Origin of the sequence: Nocardia carnea NBRC 14403, assembly GCF_000308515.1 — a bacterium.
In the GTDB taxonomy this organism is placed as follows: domain Bacteria; phylum Actinomycetota; class Actinomycetes; order Mycobacteriales; family Mycobacteriaceae; genus Nocardia; species Nocardia carnea.
In genome coordinates this window covers 85,935-100,105 of record NZ_BAFV01000029.1, presented here as the reverse complement: position 1 = coordinate 100,105, position 14,171 = coordinate 85,935, and the positions used below count along the sequence as shown (strand labels likewise).

Here is a 14,171-nt window from a genome sequence, read left to right as displayed (position 1 = left end):
CGCATCGAGCCGGCATACAGTCCCGCGGTCACCGTTCAGGGGGCGTCGGGTGCGCGGACGATGATCATCGGAGCATCTACGGCGTGAAGTAACGCATTGCTCGTCGAGCCGAGCAGCATTCCCGCGAAACCGCCACGCCCGTGACTGCCCACGACGACCAGTTGCGCATCGCCCGAGGCATCGAGCAGCGAGCGGACCGGCCGGTCCGCCGTCACGATCCGCTGGACGGGTACATCCGGATAGCGCTCGCAATACCCGGCGAGGTTCTCGGACAGCTCCGCTTCGGCCGATGTTCGGGCGCTGTCCCAATTGCGGACCGGGATATCGAGTCCGCTGGTATCGCTCCACGCGTGCAATGCGGTCAGCCCGACCGACCGTCGCGCCGCCTCGTCGAAGGCGAGTTCCACCGCCGCGACGCTGTTGCCGGTGCCATCCACGCCCACCAGCACCGGCAGGCCGGCCGACACCACATCCAGTGGCGTGTCGGCCTGGATCACCGCGACCGGGCAGTGGGCCCGGCGGGTGACGGCCGTACTCACCGACCCGAGCAGGCCGCGTCGGAAGGCGCCCAGGCCGCGACTGCCGACCACCAGCATCCGCGCCGCGGACGACTGCGCGATGAGCGCCGGGGTAATGAGCAGAGCGGTGGTCTCGGTGCTGACGGCGAGTTCGTCGCCCGGTACCGCCGTCCGGGCCACGTGCGCCGCCTCGGCGAGAATTCGCTCACCGCGTTCGTACATCCGGTGCAGATCGTTCTCGGTCGCGATCGCGTCGGGCCCGAAACCGGACGGTATCGTCCACGAATTGACCAGGTGTAACCCGCAGCGGTGCATACTCGCTTCGAGAGCTGCCCAGGCAACCGCCCAGTTGGAACTCGGTGAGCCGTCCGCGGCCGCTACTATCGGCGGCTCCGAGTGTGTCTTCGGTCCGGGTCCGTGGTCTGCCATGGCTTTCCCTTCCGCGCTAGTTCCTCATGGGTTCACCGTGCACGACAATGAGCGGGCATTCCGCCGCGTACAACAGCGCGACCGTCGTCGTCCCCAGAACGGTCCCCGGGGCTCCGCCGCGGCCGCGGCGACCCACAACCAGCAGCTGAGCCCACGCCGATTCTGCGGTCAGCGTCCGTGCGGGCGCGTCGGTGCGAACGACCCTTTCGACCTCCACCCGGGGATATCGCCGTGCTGGACCGGCCATCCACCGCGCGAGCAGAGCATCGTCGGTGGGCCGTCTATCGGCGGGAACTTCGATTCCACTGGTATCGCTCCAGACGTGCACCGCCACCAACCCCACTCCGCGCCGCGATGCCTCGGTGAAAGCGGTCTCCAGCGCGACCAGGCTGTGCGGGCTCCCGTCGACCCCGACCGCCACCGGACGGCTACGTGAGACCGGATCGGTTCCGGACTGCCCGGATATGACCGCGACCGGGCACTGTGCGTGTGCAGCCACCGCGGAGCTGAGCGAACCGATGACCGTCGGGCTGATCCCGCCGCGGCCGCGCCGGCCGACGACCAGCATCGCCGCCCGCGCCGAACGATCCAGCAGGGTCGGGGTGGCCGTTTCGAAGGTCACTTCGGTCGTGATCGGCACCGAACCGCCGGCTGTCGCGCGGGCCGTTCGCACCGCTTCGTCGAGTACCCTCTCACCGTCCGCCCGCAGCCACTCGATCTCCGCCACGTCCGGCACCGATATCCCCGAGCGTGGTGGCAATGCGCACGATGTGAGGAGGTGCAGCGTCCTGCCCCACAGCTGGGCCTGCAGCCCGGCCCACGCGGCGGCACGCAGTGGCGGCAGTGAGCCGTCGACACCCACCAGGATCGATGTGCCGGCTTCCTCGGCCGGGACCTTTGTCATCGGTTGCTCCGTCCTGGTCCGGCCAGGTATCCGGACTTCACCTACTGATGAGGGATCAGCGCATGGGCCCGATCACCTCGTCGAGCGGCCGGCGCGGCGAGACCGGGATATCGTCCGCGCCCGCCCGCGCCGCGCCGATCCGGACGACAAGCTGCGGATAGCCGACGCCCTCGAGGATCCGGCCGCGCACCATCTCGCGGGTATCGGGCAGTTCGAACGGCTCGGTCATCGGGCAGGTCGCCATACCGAGCATCGTCGCTGTCAGCAGCACAGCACTGCTCGCTTCTCCGGCCCTCAGCCGAGCAAGACGATCGTCGGAGTCGGTGTGGATCAGCAGGATACTTCCACCCTCGGTCATATCCCGCACACCGGATTCGCGCAGTGTGGCACCCGCGAACTCACGGATGAGCGGATCCGCGGCGACGGGCACGGCGTTCCGTGCGGGTACACCGTCGGGTGCGGCGTGATGGCCGCTCCACATCGAGAGTTCGGTGCGATAGTCGGGGTCGGTCCGGTGTTTCTCGGCGGCCCGCGCGAACGCCGCCACCAGCACCGGACGATCCGCGTCACCAGTGATCTCACGGACATCGGCGCCTTGTTCGGTGGCCGCGGCAGCGAGCGTGGCGAGATCACCGGCCGGGGTCTCCCGAGCCGAAACCCGCCGCCGGTCGGTATGTCTGCGGTTTATCGCGCGTGCCGGCTCTTCGTCCTCCGCGGTCGGAGTCGCGCGGGCGAATTCGACCGCTGCGAGGTGCTCGGGGTCTGCGGGGTTCGGCAGCCGGTGAACGATGGTTCGCCATCCCATCGATCGGGCCGCGACGCGGAAATGGTGCAGGGCCACGCCGCAGCTGAGGATTTCGTCGCGCCCGTCGGGGTCGGTATGCGGCAGCCGCCGGCTGTCGTCGGCGTACAGGTGAACGGTCCGGTCTCCGATTCGCCACTGCCACGGTTGGGTGTTGTGCACCGAAGGTGCCCGGACGGCCAGTGCCAAGGCGGCACGCACGGCCTCTGTGTCCGGATGAATCCCGGCCATGATGGGTCCTCGCTCTCGGATGGGTGTCTTGTCGGGGACAGTCGGCGGCGGTCAACGCCGCGTGTAACCCTCGGGACCGCGCCGCCTGCCTATCGCGACTGCTGTGCGCGACGATCGGCTTCTTGGGACGCCAGGTGCGCTGCCCATGACCTGGCGCGATCGAACTCACCCGGTGCGAGAGGTCCTGTGAGCCCGACGACGTAGAAGTCGATCGGGCTCCGGACGAGTTCGTACCCGGCCCGGCGCAGCCGCTTGCCGATACCGCGGGCCGCGGATCCGGGAAGCCGGCCGGGGCGTTGCATCTTGGTCCCGAACACCGCCGCCCGCGCACCGGAGGAGGCCCGGGGTTCGGCCTCGAGCCACTCCCGGATACCGACCGTGCCTCCCGTAACGTCCGGTCCACCGAATCGTTCGGCTGCCTCCTGCCGGGTCCGGGGCCGACTCATGCCGAAGGCATGGGTAGGACCGCCGACGACGAGAAGGTCCACGGGCGAATGGGAAGCAGGCCTGGGATGGGCCACGTCCACCGATTCGACTTCGGCGAATTCGCGCAGCCCCCGGGCGATGGCGACAGCCGCGGCCTCGGTGTTGCCGAAAACGGACTCGTAGACGACGCGTGCACGCATACCGGATCTCCTCGCTCGGTGAACAGCGGCTGTGTCATATCGCGTCTCCGAACGCTAATCGTGGAATCGTCGCACCTACAGTGCCGAACGATGGGTTGTCGAGTGACTTTGGGTCATCGAACCCACCCACCACAGACACAGCGCAGACAGCACCGGAAAATGGCGCAACACCGTGAGAAGTAGGCGATACGTCGAGGTCTCGCGGCGGAACGAAACCCGTTTCGCATCGACTACCAAAAGACCTGCCGCAGAGTACCTAGTCCCCTGATACCGCCCGATCCCGGCAGCAAGGATCGGGCGCATCACCGAAAACGTCACCACAGCGAGGTAGCAGTGACCACCGCACAGGCTGTGATGCACGAAGAAGTAGCCCATATAGGAGTGCGTGACACGCTGGGCACCGCCGCGCAGCAGATGCGGCAACGCGGCATCGGAGCGCTCCCGATCTGCGACGGCGAGGACCGGCCGGTAGGCATCGTCACCGATCGCGATATCGTCGTCGACTGTGTCGCACTGGGACACAACCCCGCTACTGCCACCGCCGGCGAGTATGCCCAAGGCGACGAGCTGCACACCGTGGAGACCGGTACCGATATCGGCGACGCTCTGGCGCTGATGGAGCGATACCAGATCCGCCGGCTCCCCGTCACCGACCACGGTCGCCTGGTAGGCATCATCACCGAAGCCGATCTGGCCCGGGAACTGCCGGAGCAGCAGGTCGGGAAGTTCGTCGAGGCAGTATGCGAACCGCAGTTGCCCGTCCAGGCCGAAACGCCCACGGTCTAACTGTCGCCGCTGCGCAGAGGTTCGGGCAGCCGGAGTCCGGGGTGGCGCACGTCGGGGCCCGCTTCATCGGCGAGACGATCCCAAACCCGGTGGGCCGCTGCCACCGACAGCGCCGGTATGTGCCGCCAGTCCGCTGGCCAGTGTGGATTTCCCGGAACCGGGTGGACCGCCGACGAGGACGAGTCGCACCGCCGCCCGCCGCAGATGCCCCACCGCGATCCGGAGATGCCGGTGCGCGCGGTCACCCGCGGAGGCATCGCCCTGCCCGGCGCGGATCGCGTCGACCTTCGCACGGTAGGCGACGTAGTGGTCGACCAAGGATTCCGGGGCGGTGTCGCCGGATCGGCGACGGTATTCCCGCACAAGGTATTCCGCGTGTTCGAGGTAGCCCAGGAACTCCAGGTCCATAGCGAGGAATGCGATATCGTCCAGACAGTCGACGTAGCGCAGCCGATCGTCGAAATCCAGGCAGTCGAGAATTCGAAACCCGTCGGACAGTTCGAAGATGTCCTCGGCGAGGAGGTCGCCGTGGCCGTCGACTACCGTTTCGCGGCGATGCGGGTCTCCAGCAGCGACCGCCGGCCGGACAGGTACCGCTGCGCCAGTGTCCTGATCGTGTCGAGCACCAGCGGGTCGAGGACATCGCCCCGCTGGTGCCGCATGCTCGCCATGAGCTCGTTCCACCGCTCCCCCAGCGCCTCGACGGTGCCGGCGCGGTCGATATCGGGTCCACGCGGGGCCGTGGCATGAAATGCCACCAGTGATTCCACCAGGCCCGGCAGGTCGGTAGATCCATCCGAGCGGCCCCCGAGCCGGTTGGACAGCCGGGATTCCTCGGGCAGGCGGCGCATCACGATCACCGGTTCCTCCGGACCCCCGGTGGGGTCGGTGAGGTGGGCGACGCCCAAGTAGATATCGGGGGCGAGTCTGCGATTCAGTTCGACCTCACGCGCACAGGCCCGCTCTCGCAGTTCCGGGGTGCCGAAATCGAGGAAATCGGTCGTGATCGGTTTCTTGGCCTTGTAGGCCCGGTCCCCGCACAGCACGACCACACCGGTGTGCGTTTCCCGCAGCTGCACGAATGTTCGCCCGGCGGTCATCGGGGACCGGTGGCCGCACGGGCGTGGTCGAGAAGTAACCGTCGCTCGGCGGCGTCGATCGCCCGACGCGCGGCGGGGACGGCGTCGGGCGTGACCGATACCGAGGTGATCCCCATTCCGATCAGGTGCTCGATGAACTCAGGGTGGCTGGACGGCGCCTGCCCGCACAGCGAGGAGGTGATCCCCAAGTTGCGGGCCGCGGATACGATATTCGAGACGGCATCCAGAACAGCGGGGTCGGCTTCGTCGAACAGCGGGGCGCATTCGGCGGAGTCGCGGTCGACTCCCAGGGTCAGCTGGGTGAGGTCGTTGCTGCCGATCGAGACTCCGTCTATCCCCAGGCCGACGTATTCGGGGAGCCAGTAGAGGACCGAGGGGACTTCGGCCATCACCCAGCGATGCATACCGCGCTGATGGCGCAGCGGACCGGCGTCCACCAGTTCCAGGCACGCTTCGAGTTCCCACCGGGTCCGGACGAACGGAATCATCAAGTGCAGGTTGGGGGTTCGTTCCCGGACCTCGGCCAGGGCAGCGAGCTCCAGCTGGAACACCTCGGGATCCTGGGTGTAACGGTAGCAGCCGCGGTAACCGATCATCGGATTGTGTTCGAGCGGCTCGTAGCGTTCCCCGCCACCGAGCGCCCGGAACTCGTTGCTGCGCAAGTCGGTTGCGCGGTAGATCACCGGGCGCGGGGCGAACGCGGTGGTGATATCTGTCAGGGCATCGACCATGCGGTCGAGGAAGGCGCGTTGCTCGCCACGAGCGATCACTTCGCGCGGGTGCATGTTGTCCAGCGCCCGAGTCAGCAGTATCTCGGCGCGCAACAAACCGACACCGTCGGTATCGGTGGCCGCCGCGCGCCGCGCGGCTTCGGGAAGGGCGATGTTCGCATACAGTCTGGTGGCTGTCGGGGTGAGTGGGGCGTGTACGGAGGTGTCCTGGTCCACCGGCACGGTGCGTATGGGAGCACATTCGGGTATACCCGCGCGGACTTCGCCGGCCGAGCCGTCGACGGTGACAGTGTCACCGTCGGTGAGCGCGGTGGTGGCCGATCGTGCCCCGACCACGCAGGGTACGCCGAGTTCGCGGGCGACGATCGCCGCATGGCAGGTCATTCCGCCGCTGTCGGTGACCACCGCGGCTGCCCGGTTGATGGTCGGCAGCCAATCCGGATTGGTCATCGGGGCAACCAGGATCTCGCCCTGCTGCAGGGCTTCCCCCTGGTCGGGGGAGGACAATACGCGTACGGTCCCACCGGCGGTGCCGGGCGCGGCACCCAATCCGCGCACGATCACGGTTGCCGGAGACAGATCCGAGGTCGAAGTAGGGTGCGATTCACGCAGAGTGGTGACGGGCCGGGCTTGCACCAGCCACAGTGTGTCCTCGTCATACACCCACTCGACATCTTGGGGTCGGCCGCCGTGGTGCTGCTGTACCGCCAGCGCGAGCTCGGCCACCTCGACGGCTTCGTGCTCGGTGAGCGCCGCGGTCGATGTGTCGGAGTCGGCGAGTTCGACGCGGCGGTCTCCGTCCGGCCCGGCGACGATGGCGAACTCTTGCTGCCCAGGCCGGTGTTCGAGTAGATGCGGCCCGGCGGTGTCGAGAATATACGTATCGGGACGAGTCGTCCCGGACACCACGACCTCTCCCTGGCCGCGAGCGGCATCGATCACGATCCGATCCCGGCGGCCGGTGGCCGGTGGCCGGGTCCGCCGTGAACGCGACCCCGGCCCGGCGCGCGGCGACCATCTGCTGCACCACCACAGCCATGTATCGGTACCGGCTGCGGTGAACCACTCGAGCACGGTGTGTACGGCCGGTGCCAGCGGATCACGCGAGTACGGCACGAGCGGCCCTCTTCGTGGCGGCGACGCCGGCCGAGGTGATACAGCAGGCTGGGCGGTCGCGCCTCGATCGGCACGGGGTGGGACGAGGTGGCTCGCCACGTGCTCACGCACAGGGTTACGGGCGCGGGTACGTGCGACTGCATGAGTTCCAGGGTGGTCGATATCAGCTGCGCACGATCAGAGGCGTCATGCCCGAGTCACCGGGACCTAGGTCGTGTCTCCCAATGATCTGAGCCATTCGAGGATTAGCGCCATGGTGAGCCCTGCGCGGTAGGTCACGGCCTAGGACCCGGCACACGTAGTCGGGACCGAAGACCGCATACCCGGGACCGTCGGCCCTGGCCTGCGCGGACCGGTGTGATTGGACTGGGGGTGACGAACCGATTCCACAAAAGGAGCCCCTATGCGCCCGGTATTGCTCTCCATCGCCACCGCGGTCTCCGCGACCGGAGCGGCCCTTCTGCTGAGGCACCGCATGCTGCGGTGGGGCGCGACCGACGACGAGGTCTCGGCAAGCTATCCCGGCGACGACTTCATCGGCCGGCCGCGTTCACGGTCGACCATGGCAACCACCTTGCCAGCTCCCCCGGCTGCGGTGTGGCCGTGGCTGGTTCAAATGGGGGCCGACCGAGCCGGATGGTACAGCTGGGACCAGGTGGACAACGCGGGCCGTCCCAGCGCCACCGAGGTCGTCGACGAGTGGCAGGATCTGCGCACCGGCGATCGGATCTCCGCGACCACCGATGGCCGCTTCTTCTTCACTGTGGCCGCCGCCGAGTACCCGTCGACTCTGGTGCTGCGCAGCGATTTCACGCTTCTCGGCGGTCAGCCGCTCGCCCCCTCCGAACCCGACCCGCATGCCTTCGCGCGCGGAGTATGGGGCTTTCACCTGCGCGAACTTCCCGATCATCAGACGCGACTGGTGGTCCGAACGGTTGGGCGGGACGGCCCCCGGGCGATCACCGCGGTGTTCGACACACTGTTCGGCGAACCCGCTCACCTGATCATGCAAGCACGCCAGTTCCACAACCTCGCACAGCGGGTGCGATCCACCTCGGCAAGTAACATCCCAGCCGAGTCGGCCACTGCCGTAGCGACGCGGCCCCCACAGGTCACCGGCGAGACCGCGCCGACGCCGGCCCCGGACATCCGGTAGCGACCCCCGCCGCGGGGCACCCGGCACAGGACCCGTCCGCTACCTCGAAGATTACGGCCGCACCAGGTGAAGACTGAACGCCCGCCCGCCTGGCTGCGCGTACACCGATCGAAGAAGTGACGTTGGTACTTGATCTGGACGCCGCTATGCGGAGGTTGCCGAAATGGCGTACCCGATATGCACGTGGGCATGGTGGTGTCTTTGGCGAGGGGGCATCCTGGTGCCGAAGAGTGGTCTTCGGCGTGAACTCGGTCCCGCAGGTCGCGTGTCGGATTCGGTGCCGTCGCCGAAAGGCTCTGCGCGGTCACCGGAATGGTGGGCGTCCGCCCACGGGTTGCCGCAACGCTGCCGACCGACCACCGGGCCGGTGACGGGCCGTAGCGGCTCGTTTGCTGCCACTGTCTCGCCGATCGGCTCCAGCGTCCGAGGGGTCCGGGCGTTCACCACGTCACGCAGGGCCGCGATATAGGCGACGACGCCAGGAAGAAAATCCCTATCGTGGATCGCGCTGCCGAGCACCACCGCAGTCGGCAGGCCCTTGCTCCAGGGACCATCGACCCGGTGGGCCGGATCGGGGCGCGAGATCCCGGCAATCGGCTGTGGTCAGGACCATCGCCCCGGCCATCGTCGACTTCCGGCCCTGCACGGATGTGGTGCGGGAATCGAGGCTGGAAGAGCACCCCACCGGTGTTCTCGGACGAACCGCGAGGAGGCGACCGCATGGCGCACCGCAATGATCCGTTTGCCGCAGCAATTCACACGACGCATGCATGGTTGAATGCTGTCGCCGACGAACTGGGCACCGAGGACCGCCAGTTCGCCTTCCGTACGCTGCGCGCGTGGATGCATGCCGTCCGCGACCGGATCGGGGTGTCCAACTCTGCCCATGTGAGCGCGCAGTTGCCCGAGCTCCTTCGTGGCGTGTGGTACGAGGGCTGGGTTCCCGCCAGAGTGCCGGTCCGGCACGGCGTCGCCGCGTTCATCGATCAATTCGCCGAACAGGCGCGCATCGACCGCCGCGAGGTCGTGCCGACCGCCGGGAAGGTCACCCGGGCACTGGACCAGCTGTTCGCGCCTGGTCAGCTGAGCCGGGTCTTCGCGGTGCTGCCCGGCCCCCTCGGCATCGCCCTGTGGGGGGATTTCCTCGGCGCGGGCCACGAGACCGACCACGTGTCCCGCTCGCCGTCCCGGCGACTCGCACACGGCCGGGACCACGATCTCGCTCATCAGCTCCGAGTCCTGGGCGAGGCGGTGGCGGTGCTGGCTCGCGGACTCGAGCAGTTACCCGCGCTGCCCCCGGACGAGCAGCGGGCTGCCGCCGCGGGACAATCGGCGCACCGCATTCTGCTGGCCGAGGGGCTGGTAGAGCAGAGTACGACGGACGTGAGCTGAAACGGTGCACCCGACAGGACCGACGTGCCCGGCTGGTTGCCCGGTCACTCCACAATGCGCCCGGCGCGACCGGAACGAATCGGAAGAGGCCGAGTGACCATGCAAGCTCAGGTCGGGGATTGGCCGATCGTCGAAGGACGCCCACTCGGTGGCGGCGTTCACCGGGGATTGATCGAAGAGGTCCACGGCGCCGAGGAAGAGATCGTCACGAATCATTCCCATCGATACACTACCGGCCGACGACGCGCAGCTGACAGTACCGAGGTGTTCCGGCCGGGCAATTGCTCGTTATGCATCCGTCGGCGGGGCGGGACGATCCTCCAGGCGAACGGTGCTCCCCGGCGACAGGCGTACCGCCTGGTCCCGGCAGACGATATCGATCGGCGGCGCGTCCCCGGGTTCGGAACCTATCTCGACTCTCCTGCCGCCGACTCGCACCATCAGCCGATGGCCCCGGTACAGCATGGGAAACGACAGCGTACCCAGCGTTTCCGGCCAGTAGGGGCAGAAAATGAGCCGGTCACCACGTACCTCCAACCCGGTGAAGCAACGCTGGAGCAGGTCGACACTGCCTGCCATCGCGGCCAGGTGGATTCCTTCGCTGGTGGTACCGCCCTGGATATCGGCTACATCTGATTCGACCACCCGTACGAAGAATTCCAGGGCGCGTTCCCGGTTGGCGCGGGCGAGCACCCACGAATGTACGAGGGCGCTCAAGGTCGAGCCGTGTGATGTCCGGCTGAGGTAGTAGTCGATCGTCCGGGGGATCATCTCACCCGGCAGCTCGTAGCCGAGGCACGCGAACAGTTCGCGCAGTTCGTCCGCCGAGAACAGATAGAACAGCATGAGCACATCCGCTTGTTTTCCCGCGCGGTATCGGCCGATATCGTCGTCCTCGGCTTCCAGTATCCGGTCCAGCCGCTGGATATCGCCGTAACGGCGCCGGTAGTGGTCCCAGTCCAATTCCCGTAACCGGTCGTAGCCCTCGAACTGACTGATGACACCGTCGTGGAAGGGCACGTACATCCGGTGGGCGACCTCGCGCCACCGCGGTAGTTCTCCGGAAGCCACACCGAGGCGCTCGAGCAGTTCGGCGCAGGCACGGGGTGGGATCACCTCGAGTGCTTCGAGTGCGCAGAGGATCGTCCAGGCGGCCATGACATTGGTGTAGGCGTTGTTGTCGACACCGGCTCCCGGCGCGTGCGGGTAACCGGCGTGGAATTCGTCCGGGCCGATCACGCCGGTGAGTACGTAGCGATCGAGCCGCCCATCGAAATCGGCCAGCGCCGCCCAGAACCGGGCTGTTTCCACCAGCAATTCGGCGCCCCGCTCGGTGAGGTACTCCAGATCGCCGGTCATCTGGTAGTACTGCCAGACGGTGTAGGCGACGGCGGCGCCCACATGGTGCGCGCGCCGGCTCGGATCCGGATTCCACCGGCCCGACAGCGGATTGAGGTGGAGCTGCTGGCTTTCCTCGCGCCCGTCACTTCCGGACTGCCAGGGAAACATCGCTCCGACCAGCCCCGCCGCGGCGGCCGCCCGGCGGGCTTCGGGTAGGCGCCGGTACCGGTAGCGCAGCAGTGACTGGGTCAACCCTGGAAATCGTGGGGTCAGGACGGGCAGCACGAACAGCTCGTCCCAGAAGACATGGCCGCGATACGCCTCACCGTGCAGGCCGCGCGCGGGGACTCCGGCATCCAGGTCGGCAGTGCTCGGCGACAGGGTCTGGATCAGATGGAGCAGATGCAGGCGCAGGGTTCGCACCGAATCGTGGTCGTCCAGGTCGATACGTAGACGTCCCCAGATCCGGTCCCAGGCCGCGGCGTGTCCGGCGAACAAGGTTTCGTAGTCCTGAGCAGTCTCCAGGCCTCGTGCTGCCGCATCGTCGGGGCCGGCCGAGGCGTGATCACGACCCGTGCACAACACCACGGTCTTCTCCAGGACCACCGGCTCACCCTCCCGGGCTTCGACGGTGAACTCGTGGCCGACAGAGCTTTCCCCGCGCACAGTCTCCGGGGCTCCCGCGCTGCCGGATCGCAGAATATTGCGGATGGCGACGGTTATCGGTACCTGCGAACTGTTGGTCTGTGTCGCCAGCAGCGCCGAATCGCCGGACAGCCGGGTCGTGCGCACTGCACCCAGATGGCGGCCGGACAGGTCGCGGTAACGCTCGACGAGGCTGTTGGTCACCGATCCGTCCACGGTCGAGCGAAGGCACAGCGTCCCGGTCCAGTTCTCGGCGGTGATCGTGGTGGCGAGTGCGGCCAGGTGGGGCCGGTGTATGGCCACGAAACGCCGCTGCTCCACTCTGGTCATCCGCCCGGAGTCGTCGCGGAACCGGAACCTCCGGGTCAGCTCGGCGCGACGGATATCCAAACGCTGGTGGTAGTCCAGCAGTTCCGCGGTGTCGAGTTCGAACCAGTCGCCGTCGGATATCCGGAAGGTGACCGGCAGCCAGTTCGGCACATTCACCAGGCTCTCGTTGTCGATCTCCCGCCCCGCCACCCGGTCCCGGAGCCGGTTGTAGAGGCCGGCGATATAGGTTCCGGGGTAGTGCGATTCGCCCGCTCGGCATTCCGGCGCCGCGCCGCGGGTGGCGAAGTAGCCGTTACCCAGGGTGCCCAGCGCTTCTCGTAGCTTCTCCTGCCGCGGCTCGTAACCCTCATAAACCAGTGACCAGGTCTCCGCATCGGTTACGGCCGGCGCAGCGCGCACGAGATGCACGAGCCGTTCCAGGAAATTACCGACCCGGCGCGGCCCGGCCAGCGAGTAGCGGGCGGCGGTGTACCTGTCGGTGTTCTCCACATCGCGCACGACCAGGGCGAGCCCGTCCGGTTCGATCGCGTCGAAGGCGTCCTCGTCGGTCACATCATCGCCGAGATATACCGGAAGGACGGCACCCTCGAGATGCCGCAGGATCCAGCGCACCGCGTCGCCTTTGTCCCAATCGACGTCGGGCCGCAACTCTACGATTTTGCGACCGGTGCTCACCCGCAGGCCGGCGGTACGCCCGATGTTGCGCACTGTGGCCATCACCTGTTCAGCGACCTCGGCGGCTGCGGTGCGAAAGTGCACGGCGACCGCGAACCGCTTGTGCTCGACGACTACACCCGGAACATCCCGCAATCGTGCCCTCGAGTTCTCGGCGGCATCGGCCAGCGCGGATTCGGCCCCGGGCACCACATCGTGCACATGCCGGGTACCGTCCGGGGACATCAATTCGAACCCGTGACTGCCGGCGAGCCAGACGCCGGGTACGGGCATTCGTTCGCAAAGATCGTCGAGGCCGCGGCCGCTGATCACGGCGACCGGGTAGTGAGCGGCCAGTTCCGTGAGTGCGGTCGCCGCGCCCTCCACCATCTCGGCGGCGGAAGGGTCGGTGACGATCTCGGCCAGGGTTCCGTCGAAATCCATGAGCACAGCCGGCTCGGCGATACCCAGCAGGTCGGTGACCCGGGGCCAGAACTCGAACGCGTCCGGCACCTCACCGACACGGCGGAAGCCTCCCCGCACTCCTATTCGCATGGCATCGTCGACGGATACATCGGCGCCTGCTGCCACCAATCGCCCGCCACGGCCGATCCGATCGATGCCGATGACGAGTGCGAAACCTCCGGCTCGTCCGGCCGCCACTCCCGCCTCGGCGTCCTCGACGACCACCGCCCGGGCCGGGGCGACGCCCAGGCGCGATACCACCTCACACAGCATGGCGGGATCGGGCTTTCCCGGCAGTCCCAGCTCCGCGGCATCCACCCCGTCGACCCGGACCTCGAAAAGGTGGGCGATACCAGCGGCCGCGAGCACCTCCGCACAGTGCCTGCTGGCCGAGAAGACGCCTGTACGAATCCCCTGGAAGCGGAGCCGACGCACCAGGGCGACTGTCGATTCGAATGGCGCCACCCCGTCGCGGGCGAGAATCTGGCGGAACAGGTTGTCTTTTCGGTTACCCAACCCGCATATGGTCGCGGCCGTATCAGGATCGGCGGGTTCACCGCGAGGCAGCTGGATATGCCGAGCAGCAAGGAAGTCTTCAACACCGGAGTAACGGGGTTTTCCGTCTACATATTTCAGGTAGTCCGCCCCGGTGAACGGCGACCGATCCTGTCCGGGACCCGCCGGCCGCGCTGCCAGGAAGGCGTCGAAGGCCTCGGTCCAGGCGGCAGCGTGAATGGACGCACTGTCGGTCACCACACCGTCCATATCGAAGATCACCGCGTCGTATCGGCGGATATCGAGCTGCGGTGCCGAATCGTGGGCCTTCGGCTCGATATGCATGGCACCTACCTGTCTCCAGCAGCCCGCGGCGCCTCCGGAGGTCAGTGGACCGGCCTGGCCACCTCGAGGATCTCGTCTACGCCGCGTTGTGGTGTACGTAGCGCT

Annotated in this window: 10 protein-coding genes and 1 pseudogene; 3 read left to right on the top strand and 8 right to left on the bottom strand. The window is 67.6% G+C overall.

The genetic code is table 11. The annotated features are described in order from the left end of the window. Window positions 1-35: 35 nt before the first annotated feature. The 4 genes from ON22_RS11045 to ON22_RS11030 form a co-directional block, all read right to left on the bottom strand. Window positions 36-947, bottom strand: a complete 912-nt coding sequence (locus ON22_RS11045; RefSeq protein WP_033242068.1) for a universal stress protein — start codon at window positions 945-947, stop codon at window positions 36-38. Window positions 948-963: 16 nt separating this feature from the next. Further along, window positions 964-1,851 (bottom strand): universal stress protein, encoded by an 888-nt coding sequence (locus ON22_RS11040; RefSeq protein ID WP_033242067.1) that lies wholly within the window; start codon window positions 1,849-1,851, stop codon window positions 964-966. 55 nt (window positions 1,852-1,906) lie between these two features. After that, window positions 1,907-2,884, bottom strand: a complete 978-nt coding sequence (locus ON22_RS11035; protein ID WP_033242066.1) for an Acg family FMN-binding oxidoreductase — start codon at window positions 2,882-2,884, stop codon at window positions 1,907-1,909. 89 nt (window positions 2,885-2,973) lie between these two features. After that, complete coding sequence (locus ON22_RS11030; RefSeq protein WP_033242065.1) at window positions 2,974-3,510, bottom strand: flavodoxin family protein; 537 nt, start codon at window positions 3,508-3,510, stop codon at window positions 2,974-2,976. Window positions 3,511-3,843: 333 nt separating this feature from the next. Between ON22_RS11030 and ON22_RS11025 the strand changes: the two genes are divergently transcribed. Continuing rightward, the gene (locus ON22_RS11025; RefSeq protein WP_033242064.1) at window positions 3,844-4,296 is read left to right on the top strand and encodes a CBS domain-containing protein; all 453 of its coding nucleotides are present in this window, start codon (window positions 3,844-3,846) and stop codon (window positions 4,294-4,296) included. A 63-nt stretch (window positions 4,297-4,359) separates the two neighbouring features. Here the strand turns inward: ON22_RS11025 and ON22_RS34570 are convergent, their stop codons facing one another. From ON22_RS34570 to ON22_RS11015, 3 genes and pseudogenes are all read right to left on the bottom strand, one after another. Continuing rightward, window positions 4,360-4,704 (bottom strand): hypothetical protein, encoded by a 345-nt coding sequence (locus tag ON22_RS34570; RefSeq protein WP_051157443.1) that lies wholly within the window; start codon window positions 4,702-4,704, stop codon window positions 4,360-4,362. Between the two features lie 131 nt (window positions 4,705-4,835). Next, window positions 4,836-5,396 carry a hypothetical protein gene (locus tag ON22_RS34565; protein WP_051157441.1) on the bottom strand — a complete coding sequence of 187 codons (561 nt, stop codon included), beginning with the start codon at window positions 5,394-5,396 and terminating at the stop codon, window positions 4,836-4,838. After that, a pseudogene (locus ON22_RS11015) lies at window positions 5,393-7,166 on the bottom strand (putative PEP-binding protein); the annotation flags it as partial. The pseudogene ON22_RS11015 and the gene ON22_RS34565, both read right to left, overlap by 4 nt. Window positions 7,167-7,646: 480 nt before the next feature. Between ON22_RS11015 and ON22_RS11010 the strand changes: the two are divergent. Together ON22_RS11010 and ON22_RS11005 are read left to right on the top strand one after the other, a co-directional pair. Then, window positions 7,647-8,399, top strand: a complete 753-nt coding sequence (locus ON22_RS11010) for a hypothetical protein (protein ID WP_063820571.1) — start codon at window positions 7,647-7,649, stop codon at window positions 8,397-8,399. A gap of 720 nt (window positions 8,400-9,119) precedes the next feature. Then, window positions 9,120-9,791 carry a DUF2267 domain-containing protein gene (locus tag ON22_RS11005; RefSeq protein WP_033242063.1) on the top strand — a complete coding sequence of 224 codons (672 nt, stop codon included), beginning with the start codon at window positions 9,120-9,122 and terminating at the stop codon, window positions 9,789-9,791. Window positions 9,792-10,079: 288 nt separating this feature from the next. On the opposite strand, the gene otsB is transcribed toward ON22_RS11005, so the two are convergent. Then, window positions 10,080-14,066 (bottom strand): trehalose-phosphatase, encoded by a 3,987-nt coding sequence (gene otsB, locus ON22_RS11000; protein WP_033242062.1) that lies wholly within the window; start codon window positions 14,064-14,066, stop codon window positions 10,080-10,082. Between the last annotated feature and the right edge of the window lie 105 nt (window positions 14,067-14,171).

Coding starts and splice junctions, on each gene's coding strand:
- ON22_RS11045 (WP_033242068.1), bottom strand. CDS start 947: ATGGCAGACCACGGACCCGGACCGAAGACACACTCGGAGCCGCCGATA.
- ON22_RS11040 (WP_033242067.1), bottom strand. CDS start 1,851: ATGACAAAGGTCCCGGCCGAGGAAGCCGGCACATCGATCCTGGTGGGT.
- ON22_RS11035 (WP_033242066.1), bottom strand. CDS start 2,884: ATGGCCGGGATTCATCCGGACACAGAGGCCGTGCGTGCCGCCTTGGCA.
- ON22_RS11030 (WP_033242065.1), bottom strand. CDS start 3,510: ATGCGTGCACGCGTCGTCTACGAGTCCGTTTTCGGCAACACCGAGGCC.
- ON22_RS34570 (WP_051157443.1), bottom strand. CDS start 4,704: ATGGACCTGGAGTTCCTGGGCTACCTCGAACACGCGGAATACCTTGTG.
- ON22_RS34565 (WP_051157441.1), bottom strand. CDS start 5,396: ATGACCGCCGGGCGAACATTCGTGCAGCTGCGGGAAACGCACACCGGT.
- ON22_RS11010 (WP_063820571.1), top strand. CDS start 7,647: ATGCGCCCGGTATTGCTCTCCATCGCCACCGCGGTCTCCGCGACCGGA.
- ON22_RS11005 (WP_033242063.1), top strand. CDS start 9,120: ATGGCGCACCGCAATGATCCGTTTGCCGCAGCAATTCACACGACGCAT.
- otsB (WP_033242062.1), bottom strand. CDS start 14,066: ATGCATATCGAGCCGAAGGCCCACGATTCGGCACCGCAGCTCGATATC.